General features: G+C 69.2%; 12 protein-coding genes. 2 read left to right on the top strand and 10 right to left on the bottom strand.

The features are described from left to right. From ABE488_RS16370 to ABE488_RS16335, 8 genes are all read right to left on the bottom strand, one after another. A partial coding sequence (locus ABE488_RS16370) for an FUSC family protein (RefSeq protein WP_346449482.1) occupies window positions 1-1,893 on the bottom strand: 1,893 nt, incomplete at its 3' end. A 302-nt stretch (window positions 1,894-2,195) separates the two neighbouring features. After that, a complete protein-coding gene (locus tag ABE488_RS16365; RefSeq protein ID WP_346449480.1) occupies window positions 2,196-3,110 on the bottom strand; it encodes a LysR family transcriptional regulator in 915 nt (304 codons plus the stop codon). Between the two features lie 104 nt (window positions 3,111-3,214). Further along, a complete protein-coding gene (locus tag ABE488_RS16360; protein ID WP_346442434.1) occupies window positions 3,215-3,646 on the bottom strand; it encodes a carboxymuconolactone decarboxylase family protein in 432 nt (143 codons plus the stop codon). 69 nt (window positions 3,647-3,715) lie between these two features. Continuing rightward, window positions 3,716-4,987 (bottom strand): serine hydroxymethyltransferase, encoded by a 1,272-nt coding sequence (gene glyA, locus ABE488_RS16355; protein ID WP_346449479.1) that lies wholly within the window; start codon window positions 4,985-4,987, stop codon window positions 3,716-3,718. 9 nt (window positions 4,988-4,996) lie between these two features. Next, complete coding sequence (gene pdxK / locus ABE488_RS16350; protein ID WP_346449478.1) at window positions 4,997-5,956, bottom strand: pyridoxine/pyridoxal/pyridoxamine kinase; 960 nt, start codon at window positions 5,954-5,956, stop codon at window positions 4,997-4,999. Next, a complete protein-coding gene (locus tag ABE488_RS16345; protein ID WP_346449477.1) occupies window positions 5,953-6,675 on the bottom strand; it encodes a glutamine amidotransferase in 723 nt (240 codons plus the stop codon). The genes pdxK and ABE488_RS16345 overlap by 4 nt, the downstream gene beginning before the upstream one ends. After that, entirely contained in the window at window positions 6,672-7,487 is an 816-nt protein-coding gene (locus tag ABE488_RS16340) for a YggS family pyridoxal phosphate-dependent enzyme (protein ID WP_346449476.1), read from the bottom strand. Before ABE488_RS16340 ends, ABE488_RS16345 begins: the two co-directional genes overlap by 4 nt. Then, complete coding sequence (locus tag ABE488_RS16335) at window positions 7,487-8,728, bottom strand: benzoate/H(+) symporter BenE family transporter (protein ID WP_346449475.1); 1,242 nt, start codon at window positions 8,726-8,728, stop codon at window positions 7,487-7,489. Before ABE488_RS16335 ends, ABE488_RS16340 begins: the two co-directional genes overlap by 1 nt. Window positions 8,729-8,831: 103 nt before the next feature. On the opposite strand from ABE488_RS16335, the gene ABE488_RS16330 reads away from it, so the two are divergent. Continuing rightward, a complete protein-coding gene (locus ABE488_RS16330; RefSeq protein ID WP_346449474.1) occupies window positions 8,832-10,328 on the top strand; it encodes a PLP-dependent aminotransferase family protein in 1,497 nt (498 codons plus the stop codon). Window positions 10,329-10,590: 262 nt separating this feature from the next. Here the strand turns inward: ABE488_RS16330 and ABE488_RS16325 are convergent, their stop codons facing one another. Both ABE488_RS16325 and ABE488_RS16320 read right to left on the bottom strand, forming a co-directional pair. After that, window positions 10,591-10,965 carry a hypothetical protein gene (locus ABE488_RS16325; protein WP_346449473.1) on the bottom strand — a complete coding sequence of 125 codons (375 nt, stop codon included), beginning with the start codon at window positions 10,963-10,965 and terminating at the stop codon, window positions 10,591-10,593. Between the two features lie 133 nt (window positions 10,966-11,098). Next, window positions 11,099-11,761, bottom strand: coding sequence for a methyltransferase domain-containing protein (locus ABE488_RS16320; RefSeq protein ID WP_346449472.1), 663 nt, complete (start codon window positions 11,759-11,761; stop codon window positions 11,099-11,101). A gap of 73 nt (window positions 11,762-11,834) precedes the next feature. Here ABE488_RS16320 and ABE488_RS16315 point away from each other — a divergent pair, with 73 nt between their 5' ends. Next, window positions 11,835-12,257, top strand: coding sequence for an Rrf2 family transcriptional regulator (locus ABE488_RS16315; RefSeq protein ID WP_346449471.1), 423 nt, complete (start codon window positions 11,835-11,837; stop codon window positions 12,255-12,257). Window positions 12,258-12,670 lie beyond the last annotated feature (413 nt).

The raw sequence follows: 12,670 nt of genomic DNA, 5'->3' as shown, positions 1-12,670 counted from the left end.
CGCGAGTGCCACGGCGACCCCGCGATGCGCAGGGGCGGTGTCCGGCGTGCGGCGCAGCCATTCGCGCAGGCGCAACACTTCGCGGCCCAGGTGCAGACTGGCCAGCGCATCGGCGATGGCGCGGTCCATCGCCTCGGGCTGCGCCCGCAGCAAGGCGCCGAGTTGCGCAATGCGATGTTGCTGGCGCCATTGCCAGGCTTTTGTATCCGAGCGCGCGCTGGACAAGGTCGCGAGCGCGTCGCCTCGGATGCGCTGGCGCAGGCGCTCGACATCGCGCGACGCATTGCGCGGCAGCACGGTGCGGAACCCCAACAAGGTGAAGCACACCGCCAGGATCCAGGCCGCCGCGCCGTTGAGGAACAGCGCGATGTCGTAGCGCATCGGATTGTCCACCGCCGCCAGGCTGGTGAAGGCCACCAGATAGGCGACCCCGGCCAAGGCATGCCGCGGCATCGTGGTCGCGTGGATGCCGGGCCACCAGAACAGGCCCAGGACCACCAGCAGCAGCGGCAGCCCGGAGACGTGCGGCAACACCACGAAGACGCACACGAAGGCCATCGCCGCGGCCGCCACCGTGCCCTGCAGGAACGCGACCGCGCCGCGTGCGGGATCGGGCGCGGTGGACAGCAGCGCACAGGCCGCCGCCAGGCCGGCCAGCATCATGTGGCCGTAGGTCCAGCCGGTGGCGATCCAGAACGCACCGCCGAGCACGACGGTCAGCAGGGCGCGCAGCCCGTTCTCGATCGCCGCCCCGATATCGCGGTGAAACGGCACCGACACCCCGCCGGTCATCGGCCGTGCGCTGTGGACATGGGCGATGCTGGCAAGCGCGTCGAGATAATCGTCGAGTTGCTCGATCAAGCGGTCGCCCGCGATCGTCAGTGAGGCCTGCGCGTTGGCCGACTCGAGCGACACCGCGGCCAGCGCATCGCGCACCCGGGCCCGCAGCCCGGACAGCATCCGCGCGACCTGCGCCAGACCGGACGCATTCGACGCTTGCGCCAGCGCATCGCACGCCTGCCGCCAGGTCTGTTCCCAGTCCGGCTGCACGGCGCGCAGCGCATCGAGGGCGCCGCCGTGCCCGCCCATCGGCGGCGCACCGCCGACCAACGCCGAGAACAGCGACACCATCGCCTGACGCACCGCGCCGGCGCGACGCGCGAGATCCGCCGACTCGGCCTTGCCCAGCGCCAGCAGGTCGTCCACGCCATACACCTCGAGGATGAGCGCACGCCTGCCCGGGTCCAGCGGCCTGCCGCCGGGCGCATCGCGCCGGTGGATCGCCTGCGGATGCGTGGCGAGCACGCCCGCGGTGGCCGCCGCCAGGTGATGCAGTTGCGCAGCCAGGCGGCTGTGCACGCTGCGGGCACTGAACACCGCCGACACCGCGGCCAGGCACACCACACCGACCAGCACCGAGGCCCCGCGTCCGATGACCTGGTCGAACGTCAGTTCCGGATGCTGCATCGCGCCGTACGCGGCCAGGCCCACGGTGTAGCCCGCCAGCGTCGCGGCATAGGCGCGGAAGTGCCGCAGCAGGGTCATGCCCACCACGCACAGCCCCAGCCACAGGCCAAAACCGATCAGGAACAACCACGGCATCTGCCCGAACGCGCCCATCAGCACGAACGCCGCCAACATGCCGGCCAAGGTGCCCAACACCCGCCAGGCCCCTTTGCCGATCACCGCCCCCTGCACCGGGTGGATCACCAGCAGCACGCTGGACGCCGCCGCATACGGCGCATGCAGGTCGAGCCGATAGGCGACCGCCAGCGCCAGCCCCGCGGCCAGCAACGAGCGCATCACGTAGGCGGCACGCGACGTGGTCAGATCGAGCGCCGACAGCCCGCTTGCGAGCGCCTCCCGGAACCAGGCCTGCCGCGTGGGCGACATGCCTGGCGATGTCTTGGATGTGGGCGTGGCTTGCACCTTGGGCGCTTCGTAGTGACCGACCGGTAGGCACTGTAGGGAGGCGTCGTCATTTCAAAAAGTGAAATGATTGCAATCCAACGATTGCGTTAGACGCACGCATCAAACAGACCTGGCCGCCCCCACCCAACCCTCCCCCGCGCGCGGGGGAGGGCTCCCATCTCCTGCTCGCCATGCCCCTTCTCCCAACCCGCCCCCGCACGCGGGGGGCTTTTGCGACGTCGATCGGATCGATGCGCGCGTTGGATGGCGCAGTACCTCCCTCTTCAGGGGGGGAGGTCAATTGCGCAACATAGTGCATGGATCGTCTGCCGCAGCCAGCGATGCGCCGGGTCGCTGTCCAGGCGTGGATGCCAGGCCTGCGTCAGCAAGACCGTCTCCATCGGCGCCGGCAGCTCGAATACACGCAGGCGCAAGCCCGCCGCCTGCGCGGTGCGGGCCAGGTGCCGCGGCAACGACAGCAGCAGATCCGAATCCTGCAAGGCGAACAACGCCGTGTATGGATTCGGCACCACCAGCGCGACATGGCGGCGCAGGCCCTGCGCCTGCAGCGCGTCATCGACCGGGCCGTGGTCCTTGCCGCGCCGTGACACATGGATGTGTTCCCAACGGGCGAACCGGGCGGCGGTGATCTCCTCATCGAAGATCGGATGCCCGGCGCGCGCCACGCCGACGAAGGTCGTGGTGAACAACGATTGCACGCGGATCTCCGCCCCCAGCGTGCGCGATGCACTGACGAACAGATCGATGCGACCGCTGCGCAGCGCCTCCTCATCGATGTCGTCGCTCTCTGGAGAGAACCGCAACATCGCCCGCGGCATTTCCTTGGCCATCGCATCGAGCAGCCGGCCCAGATGGATGCTGACGAACTCGTCGGTCGCGCGGACGTTGAAGCGCCGGTCCAGCGACGCCAGGTCGACCGCCGCATCCGACGCGAACACCTGCGTGGCATGATCGAGCGCGATGCGGACCTGCTCGCGCATCGCGAGCGCTTTGGGCGTGGGCACGAGTCTGCGCCCGACCTGGACGAAGACCGGATCGCCGAGCGCATCGCGGATACGGCTCAGCGTCCGGCTCATCGCCGGCGGGCTCAGATGCATGCGCCGCGCGGCGCCGACGACGCTGCCCTCCTCCAGCAACGCATCCAGGGCCAGCAGCAGGTTGAGGTCGGGGCGTGCCATGGGCGCTCAATGCGTGAGCCAAACGCAATCATAGGCCAGCAGCAATGCCAGGGAGGCAGCAATCCGGGCGGCCTGGGTGCACCAACCCGGCCGATGCCGTGCTGCTACTGCCGCATGCCGATCGCCAGGCGGTTGAACGCACTCATCAGCGCGACCGCGAAGCTGAGGTCGGAGATTTCGGCGTCGCTGAAGACGGACGTGAGCGGCAGGAAATCGTCATCTGGCGCATGGCTGCGCGCCACGTCCACCAAGGCCTCGGTCCAGGCCAGCGCCAGGCGCTCGCGTTCGCTGAAATGGGCACTGACCCGCCATCCCGCCAGCGCGTCCAGCTTGGCCTGCGGCATGCCGTCCGCGCGCAGCGCCGCGGCGTGCATCTCCAGGCAGAACGCGCAGCCATTGATCTGCGAGACGCGCAGATAGACCAGCTCGACCAGGGGCTTGCCCAAGGGGCTCTTGTCCAGGGCCAGTTTCGCGATCCCGAGTCCGCGATAGGCCTCGGGCGAAAGCGTCTGGTAGGGCAAACGGAGAGAAGGCATGGAGGAACTCCTGACAGAAAGAGGGCACGTGCGGCGCCGCGCAGCGCACGCGTGAGGCGCTGGAACGGCTTAGCCGTACACCGGATAGCGCCGGCACAGCGTCACCACCTGCGTGCGCACGTGATCACGAATGCTCGTTGACGCATCGTCACCGATCTCGAGCGCATCGAGCACATCGCACAGCCAACCGGCCAACTGCTCGCATTCGGGCACACCGAAGCCCCGCGTGGTCACCGCGGGCGTGCCGATGCGCAGCCCCGAGGTGACGAAGGGCGAGCGCGGATCGTTGGGCACCGAGTTCTTGTTGGTGGTGATGTAGGCATCGGCCAGCGCCGCGTCCGCGTCCTTGCCGGTATACGGCTTGCTGGACAGGTCGATCAGCATCAGATGGTTGTCGGTGCCGCCCGAGACGATCGTATAGCCGCGCTGCTGCAGCACCGCGGCCATGGCGCGGGCATTGGTCACCACCTGGCGTTGATAGGTCTTGAACTCGGGACGCAGCGCTTCCTTGAACGCGACCGCTTTGGCCGCGATGCCATGCATCAACGGCCCGCCCTGGGTGCCGGGGAACACCGCCGAGTCGAGCTTTTTGTAGAGCTCGCTGCCCTGCCCCTTGGCCAGGATGAGGCCGCCACGCGGCCCGCGCAGCGTCTTGTGGGTCGTGCTGGTCACCACATGGGCGTGCGGCAGCGGGTCGGGATACTCGCCCGCGGCGACCAGGCCGGCGACATGCGCCATGTCCACCCAGAAGATCGCCCCCACCTCATCGGCGATCGCCCGCATCCGCGCCCAATCCTTGTGGCGCGAGTATGCGGAGAAGCCGCCGATCAACATCTTGGGCCGCGTTGCATGCGCGATGCGTGCCATCTCGTCGTAGTCGATCAGCCCGGTCTCAGGATCCAGCCCGTACGGCACGATGTTGTAGTGCCGGCCGGAGAAGTTGGCCGGATTGCCATGCGTCAGGTGACCGCCCTGGGCCAGGTTCATGCCCATGACCGTATCGCCCGGCTGGGCCAGCGCCAGGAACACCGCCGCGTTCGCCTGCGCGCCTGCGTGTGGCTGGACATTGGCGTAGTCGCAATCGAACAGCGCCTTGACGCGCTCGATCGCCAGACGCTCGGCGACGTCCACGTAGCCGCAGCCGCTGTAGTAGCGCTTGCCCGGATACCCTTCTGCGTACTTGTTGGTGAGCACCGAGTTCTGGACGGCCATCACCAGCGGGCTGGCGTAGTTTTCGGAGGCGATCAGCTCGACATGGTCTTCCTGCCGGCGCGCTTCGTGCTGGATGGACTGGGCGAGCTCCGGGTCGAACTCGGTCAGGGTCAGGGTGGCGTCGTACATGGCAATGGCCTATGGCGTGGGGAATGAGGAGGCGCGTGCGCGCGCGCTGGTGTCCGCGGGCTGGCGCGCCTGCTGCGCGACCGCGGTCGTGTGCCGACGTGGCGAGAGCGTGGCGTCGCCACGCAGGTGGCCCGGCAGCGGCAGCAACAGCTCGGCGCTTTGCGCCTGTTCGGTCCGGCGCAACGCCTCGACGACATGCCGGCAGGCCCGCGTCGTCGCGTCCCGCAGGCCCCGCCCGCGCAGCCAGTGCCCGGTCAGCGCCGCGCAGAACAGATCGCCGGTGCCCTTGGGGGTGATGCCGATGCGCGGATGTGCGATCACCTCGGCCCGGGTGCGCGTGACCAGCACCACCTGGGTTTCGTTCTCCGCCCAGGTGTCGGGGGCGGCACTGGTCACCGCCACCCATTGCGTGTGGCCGGTCAGCAGCGTCCGTGCAGCAGCGATCACGCTGTCGACGTCGTGCACGGACCGTCCGGTCAGCTGCGCCAACTCGAACCCGTTCGGGGTCACGCCGTCAGCCAAGGGCAGCAGATCCCGGCGGTAGGCCTCGACCAGACCGGCGTCGACATAGACGCCGTGGTCGTGATCGCCGATCACCGGGTCGATCACGACACACAGGGCCGCGCGTTCTTCCAGACGCGCCCGCACCCAGCGCGCCACGACCGTCGCCTGCTGCGGATTGCCCAAGTAGCCCAGCAGCACCGCCCGCAGGCCGGCCAGCGCGCCGCGCGCCGTCAGATCCTGCAAGTAGCCCTCGACCCAGTCCGCCGGCAGCGCGCCGCCGTGCATCGTCGGGTAATGCGGCGTATTGCTGAAGACCACGGTCGGCACCGCGGCCACCGCCAGCCCGAGTGCGTCCAGCGTCGGCACCGCGACGGCATTCCCCACCCGCCCGTAGACCACCTGCGACTGCACCGAGACCACGTCCAGGGCGAGCGGCCGAAGGCCTGGCGAACCGGCTGCGGTCATCGTGCCGCGTCCGCCGCGTCATCGCTCTCGAGCGCGTCGAGCCAGGCCGCGAACACCGCCCGCGCCGCCGACGGCAACGCGCTCTGCAAGGCGTGCGCCTCGGCGCGCAAGGCGCGTGGATCGAGACCGGCCTGCGCCAGTTCGCAGGCATGACCGATCAACCAGGATTCGATGCGCTGCGGCTCGGCCTCCAAATGGCACTGCAGCGCCAGCACATGCCGTCCGATGGCGAAGGCCTGATGGGCGCACGCCTCGGTGCCCGCCAGGCGGACAGCGCCGACCGGGATCTCGAAGCGATCGCCATGCCAGTGCAGCACCGGCACATCGCCCAGCGCCGCCAGCGGCGACGCCTCACCCGCAGGCGTCAACATCAGCGGCGCAAAACCGATCTCCTTGTGGCCCATGCTGGCGACATCGGCGCCGAGTGCGCGGGCGATCAATTGCGCGCCCAGGCAGATGCCCAGCAGCGGCCGAGCGTACTGCAGCCGCTGGGCAACGACGTTGAGCTCGTCGGCGAGGAATGGATACGTCGCCTCGTCGAAGGCGCCGATCGGGCCGCCCAGCACCACCAGCAGGTCGGCCGCAGCCACGGCCTCGGTGCAGAGGCGTTCGCTGCCGGCATCCAGATAGCGCACGGTGTAGCCACGGGCGACCAGCAGCGGCGCCAGCGTGCCCAGGTCCTCGAAGCCCAGATGGCGGATGGCCACGGCCGTCTTCATGCCGGCGTCGCCTCGGTGCCTGCGGCATCGGGCCAGTAGTGGCTGTCGGGCATCGGGCGCGCACCGAAGATCGCCTGCCCCACCCGCACCACGGTGGCGCCTTCTTCGATCGCGATCTCGAAATCGCCGGACATGCCCATCGACAGGTCGTCGAGCGCGATGCCGGCAGGCGCGTCCTGCCGCAGCCGCTCGCGCAGCCCCCGCAGCAGCACGAAGCACTGACGCACGCGTTCGGCTTCGCTGGAGAACAGCGCCAAGGTCATCAAGCCTCGCACGCGCAGCGCCGAGAACGCGGGCAGCGCCTGGAGGAAGGCCCGTGCGTCTTCGGGCGCGAGCCCGTACTTGCTCGCCTCGCCCGAAGTGTTGACCTGCACATAGACATCCAGCGAGCGGCCCTCGCTCTGAAGACGCCGCTCCAGCGCTTCGGCCACGCGCAGGCTGTCGAGCGCCTGGAACTCGCTGGCAAACCGCGCCACCAGCTTGGCCTTGTTGGTCTGCAAGTGGCCGATGACCGACCAGTGCAGGTCGCGCAGATCCTGCATCGCCTCCCATTTGCGGTGCGCTTCCTGCACCTTGTTCTCGCCCAGCAGCCGGCACCCCGCCGCATGCGCCAGACGCAGGCTGGCCTCGGGTTTGGTCTTGCTGACCGGCAACAGGCGCACCGTCGCCGGGTCGCGACCGACGCGGCGGCAGGCGGCCTCGATGCGCGCATGCACCGTCGCCAAGTTGCGGCGGAAGTCCTCGACGCTGGTCGCTTCGGGATAGCGGCCGTGCTGGTCGTGGCCGGTGGGCGTGTCGAACGTGGACGACATCAGGGGGACCTCCCATTCAAAGGCATCGACGTGGGGGCGGCCGTCGGCTCGGCCCGCGGCAAGCGGCTGTTGAGCACCGCGTACGCTACCAGCCCGATCACCAGGCCCCAGAACGCCCCGCCGATGCCCAGCAGCTTGATGTTGGCCGCCGCGGCCAGGAACGTGATCAGCGCCGCTTCGCGGGTCCTGGCCTCCGCCATCGCGCTGGCCAGGCTGCCGCCGATGGTGCCCAACAAGGCCAGACCGGCGAGCGTCGCGATGAAGGTCGCCGGAAACGCCATGAACAGCGTCGCCAATGTCACCCCGAACACCCCGACCAGGAGATAGAACACGCCTGCGGCCACCCCGGCGATCCAGCGCTTGGACGGCTGTTCGTGGGCCTCACGGCCCGTGCAGATCGCAGCGGTGATGGCGGCGATGTTGAAGGCGTGCGAGCCGAACGGCGCCATCAGCAACGAGCCCAAGCCCGTCAACGTCACGATGGGATTGGCGCTGGTCTTGAAGCCGTCGTTGCGCAGCACGAGCATGCCCGGCATGTACTGGCCGGTCAGCGTGATCAAGAACAGCGGCAAGGCGACGCTCAACAAGGCGTTGAACGAGAACACCGGCATCGTGAACACCGGCGCGGCCAACGCCAGACGCAGCCCGGAGACATCGACCCGATCCTGCAACAGCAGGACCATCAGCCCCAACACCAGGATGCCCACCACCGCATAGCGTGGCGACACCCGCTTGAGCACCAGGTAGGCGACGATCAGCACGCCCGCCAGCAGCGGGTCCAGGCTCACACCGGCAAAGGCGCCAATGCCGAACTGCAGCAGGATGCCGGCCAGCAAGCCGGCGGTCACGCCCGGCGGAATCAGCCGGATCACACGCTCGAACCACCCCGACACGCCCAGCAGCACGAAGGCAGCGGCCGAGATCAGGTAGGCGCCCACGGCTTCGGCGTACGGCGTCGTGGCCAAGGCGGTGACCAAGAACGCCGCGGCCGGCGTCGACCAGGCGGTGATGATCGGCTCGCGGGTCGTCCAGCTCAGCACGATGCCGGTGACGCCCACCCCGATGGAGACCGCCCAGACCCACGAGGCCGTGAGCTCGGGACTCAGTCCAGCGCTCTTGGCCGCCTGGAACACCAGGATGAAGGTGCCGCCGTAGTTGACGATCACGGAAATCAGCCCGGCGATGACCGGGTGCGGGAGGTCCTTCCAGCGAACGGACGCAGACGTGGGGGCATGGGCCATGTGGAACGGACGACTCCTGAAACGACAGACACTTGCGGCCTGCATTTATAGGCGCAGAATGGCCCGATTTGCCCAGCCACTTTCCGGCGATGGAGCAGACCATTTGTTCAAGCACGCCCAGCTCGAGTCGGTGAAGGCCGCGATCGGCGACCCCGCGCAGCGCGCCTTGCCACTGCACCTGCGCGTGCAACGCGCGGTGCGCCAACTGATCCTCGACGGCATGCTCGATGTGGGCAGGCCGCTGCCGGCATCGCGGGCCTTGGCGACATCGCTCGGGGTCTCGCGCGACACCGTCGAGACTGCCTACGGCCAACTGCACGCCGAAGGCTTCATCGAACGGCGCGTGGGCAGCGGCAGCTTCGTGTCCGAACGCGCGCAGCGCCTGCCCGGCCGTGGCCAGGCGCGCCGCGCGCGCACCGACCGCACCGCCCCGCGCCTGAGCCAACGCGGCAGCGCCTTGTTCCAGCGCGGCGGCGTGCGCGATTTCCCGGCGCCACGCGCATTCGCGCCCGGCGTGCCGGAAACGCGCAACTTCCCTCTGCAGACCTGGGAGCGTCTGGAGCGCCAGGTCTTGAAGGCGTACGGCACCCGCGCGCTGCTGCACAGCCCGGCCCAGGGCATGGCACCGCTGCGGCAGGCCATCGCCGACTACGTCAACCTCGAACGCGGCGCGCGCGCCACGCCCGATCGCGTACTGGTGCTGACCAGCTCCCAGCAAGCCCTGACCCTGTGCGCCACGCTGCTGCTCGATGCCGGCGAGCGGATCCTGCTCGAAGACCCCGGCTACCACGGCGCCCGCAAGGCATTCGAGGCCGCGGGCCTGCAATGCGTGCCCGTACCGGTCGATGCGCACGGCCTGCAGGTCGCCCCCCTGCTCGAAGCCAGCCGGCAGCCCGGCGCCCCCGCGCGGGCGGTGTTCCTGACGCCCTCGCATCAGTTCCCGACCGGCGCGACGCTGGCCTTGGACCGCCGCCTGGCGATCATCGACTGGGCACGCGACCAGCAAGGCTGGATCATCGAGGACGACTACGACAGCGAATTCCATTACGCGGGCAAGCCGACCGCCTGTGTGCAGGGGCTCGATCCGCACGAACGCACGCTCTACATCGGCACCTTCACCAAATCGCTGTTCCCCGGCCTTCGCATCGGCTACATGGTGCTGCCCCCGTCCCTGGTCGCACCGATGACCGCGGCCCGCACCCTGCTCGACGGCCACAGCGCTCCGATTCCTCAGCTCACGCTGGCCCGCTTCATCGAAGGCGGCCACTTCGGCGCGCATGTGCGCACCATGCGCGCCGTCTATGCCGAGCGGCGGGACCGCCTGGCCGCACTGATCCGAAAACATCTGTCCGACGACCTGGAACCCCGGGTCCCGGCCGGCGGCATGCAGATGCCGTGCGTGTTCGCCCGCGCCCTGTCCGAACCTGAGGCCGTGGACGCCGCCCAACGCGCAGGCATCGACCTGCTCGGCCTGAGCACGCTGTCCATGTCGCAGGCGCCGACACCCGGCTTTCTGATGGGCTTTGCCGCCCATGCGCCGCAGGAGCTCGAAGCCGGGGTCAAGACATTGGCGAAGGTATTGCGGTCGCTGCGTCGTTGACAGCGCATGGCGCAGCACGTCGGCGGCAAAGCGCGCACCGTACAGGGGCAAACGGCGCCAAGTCGCCCCATTGGCCGCCGCGTCACTGCCGCCGCATCGAACGAAAAGCGTCACGCGCTGTCGTGCGCGCAAATCGCTGCACCCGGCGCGACTTCTTCGGCCAGCCCGGCGCTTCACTGGTGCCATTGGTCACGCCCGCCCAATGCAATGACCGGAGCCGGCATGCCCAAGGCCGAGTGCGGCCCCTCGCTGCGATCGAGCATCAGTCCAGGGACTTTCCCGAGCCCGCCCCATCCTTATGGCGCACGCGCAACTGCACCAGGATCTCAGGCGCCAGCAGTCGGGCATTGATGCCATGTCGCGTGCGGCTGGAGGCACGCGGCGCCCAATGGGTGACGCAGCCACACGTGCTGCACCGGTGGAAGTCGACATGGCGCCCGTTCCAGGCATAAGTGTCGGTGCCCTCGCCCGCCGGCAGCCCGGTGATGTCGGCGGCCTCGTAGTAGACCCACAGCACGCCGTAGCGCCGGCACAGGCTGCAGTTGCAGTCGATGACCTCGACGGGTGCGTGGTTGAACTGCATCACCACCGCACCGCAGTGACAGCTGGCGCGCACGCCGGGATCGGAGTCGGTCATTGCGGTGTCCTTGGGAATGTCGTCAATGCAATCGCGTGTGGGGCGACGCCGGCGCGAACCCGAACAGCGAGGCCAGGACAACGCGCGCGAAGTTGATGGATCCGGCATCGACGCGACGCCGGTTCGAATCTGCTCAGCGACGCTCAATCGCCACGATCGTGTCGAGCACGCTCGCCTGCTCGCCGGACGGGCCGAACGCCGTACGCGAAAGCGAACCGACGAACACCTCCCGCCACTGCGCTGGCGCCAGTGCCAGTGCGGCCAGTTCGTCGGCGGCGCTCGGGTACACCGTGTCCGGCGCACGCCACGACCACGGCGCGCGCGAGCCATGGGTGACGAGCAGCAGCAAGCCCCCTGCCCCGACCGCCTGCGCGGCGCGGCGCAACACCTGGGTGCGGCCAAAGGGCATCGGCGACTGCAGGAACAGCGCCGTCACCAGATCGAACGTGCCTGGCAGGAAGCGTTCGCCCAGGTCGTGACGTTCGAACTGGACATGGCCGGCCACCCCCGCGGCGCTGGCCGCCACTCGCGCCGCTTCGAGGGCCGTCTCGGAGATATCGACCCCGGTGACCATCCAGCCGCGCTGCGCCAGCCAGATCGCATCGTCGCCGCGGGCGCAGCCCAGTTCCAAGGCGCGCCCCGGTGTGCGCCCTTCGGCAAAGCGCGTCAACACTTCGGACGGCCGCCCACTCGGCGGTGTGGTCCTGCCAGCGTAGATGCGCTCCCAAAAAGCGCGTGCGGTGTCTTCGGCGTGTCCCCCCTCGGGGGGCGCTGCATGTCGGCTTGAGGATGTCATGTAACATACGATGTATCGTAAGTGTGCGAGCGTCAACCCTCGTGCGTTCATTTGTTACAGAAGGAGTCACACCGTGCGTCGAGACAGCCGCCTGCCCCGGGTCCTGCACGCGCTGCTGCATCTCGAGCACATGGAGAGCCCGGCGACCTCGGAGCTGATTGCCCAGATGCTGGGCACCAATCCGTCCGTGGTCCGCCGCACGATGGGGGGCCTGCGCGAGGCCGGCATCGTGGTCTCGGTGAAAGGTCATGGCGGCGGCTGGTCGCTCGCCAAGCCACTGACCGACGTCTCGCTGCTCGAGATCTACCGCGCGCTCGGTGCACCCACGCTGTTCGCCATCGGCAGCGATGACGAGCAGACCACCTGCCTGCTGGCCCGCGCCGCGAACGCGGCCACCGCCCATGCGCTGGCCCATGCGCAGCAGCAGTTCGAGGACCACCTGGGCAGCGTGTCCGTCGCGGACCTGGCCGCCGATTTTCGCGCCTGGCAGGGGTGAGCCTGCAGTGGGACGTTAAGGCGCCAACGCGCGCGGAACGGTGCAGCGCGGTCGCCCAACATCGGACGGCCGAGATCGGAAGATGGAGCGCCAGCGTCTGCGCCGATGGGCACCGGAACGTCGCGATTCACGGAGAAGCGGGGCCGCTGCCCCACCCCCGCCTTCCCCCACAAGCACGCGCACACCAAGGGCCTGTCGCGTTGCAAGCGATGTTTTAACCTCCCCCCTGAGATTGGATGCCAAGAATCAGGGGGCACGCGGCCGCCCTAGCCCGGCGGCGCGCTGGCGGCATCCAGCCGTCCCCATCCAATCTCCACACGATCGCCAATGCTTCGCCACTCGGCGCTGTCAGCCTTCCGTGCTTCGAGCATCGGGCGCTGCCGTGTGCGCCAGGTTGGGCCACGGCGCAGCGC

It is taken from the genome of Luteimonas sp. TWI662 (genome assembly GCF_039673825.1).
Lineage (GTDB): Bacteria > Pseudomonadota > Gammaproteobacteria > Xanthomonadales > Xanthomonadaceae > Luteimonas.
This window is presented reverse-complemented; position numbering and strand designations above follow the sequence as displayed.

Excerpts from the sequence above, each read along its gene's own strand:
- ABE488_RS16365 (WP_346449480.1), bottom strand. The coding sequence starts at position 3,110 with ATGGCACGCCCCGACCTCAACCTGCTGCTGGCCCTGGATGCGTTGCTG.
- ABE488_RS16360 (WP_346442434.1), bottom strand. The coding sequence starts at position 3,646 with ATGCCTTCTCTCCGTTTGCCCTACCAGACGCTTTCGCCCGAGGCCTAT.
- glyA (WP_346449479.1), bottom strand. The coding sequence starts at position 4,987 with ATGTACGACGCCACCCTGACCCTGACCGAGTTCGACCCGGAGCTCGCC.
- pdxK (WP_346449478.1), bottom strand. The coding sequence starts at position 5,956 with ATGACCGCAGCCGGTTCGCCAGGCCTTCGGCCGCTCGCCCTGGACGTG.
- ABE488_RS16345 (WP_346449477.1), bottom strand. The coding sequence starts at position 6,675 with ATGAAGACGGCCGTGGCCATCCGCCATCTGGGCTTCGAGGACCTGGGC.
- ABE488_RS16340 (WP_346449476.1), bottom strand. The coding sequence starts at position 7,487 with ATGTCGTCCACGTTCGACACGCCCACCGGCCACGACCAGCACGGCCGC.
- ABE488_RS16335 (WP_346449475.1), bottom strand. The coding sequence starts at position 8,728 with ATGGCCCATGCCCCCACGTCTGCGTCCGTTCGCTGGAAGGACCTCCCG.
- ABE488_RS16325 (WP_346449473.1), bottom strand. The coding sequence starts at position 10,965 with ATGACCGACTCCGATCCCGGCGTGCGCGCCAGCTGTCACTGCGGTGCG.
- ABE488_RS16320 (WP_346449472.1), bottom strand. The coding sequence starts at position 11,761 with ATGACATCCTCAAGCCGACATGCAGCGCCCCCCGAGGGGGGACACGCC.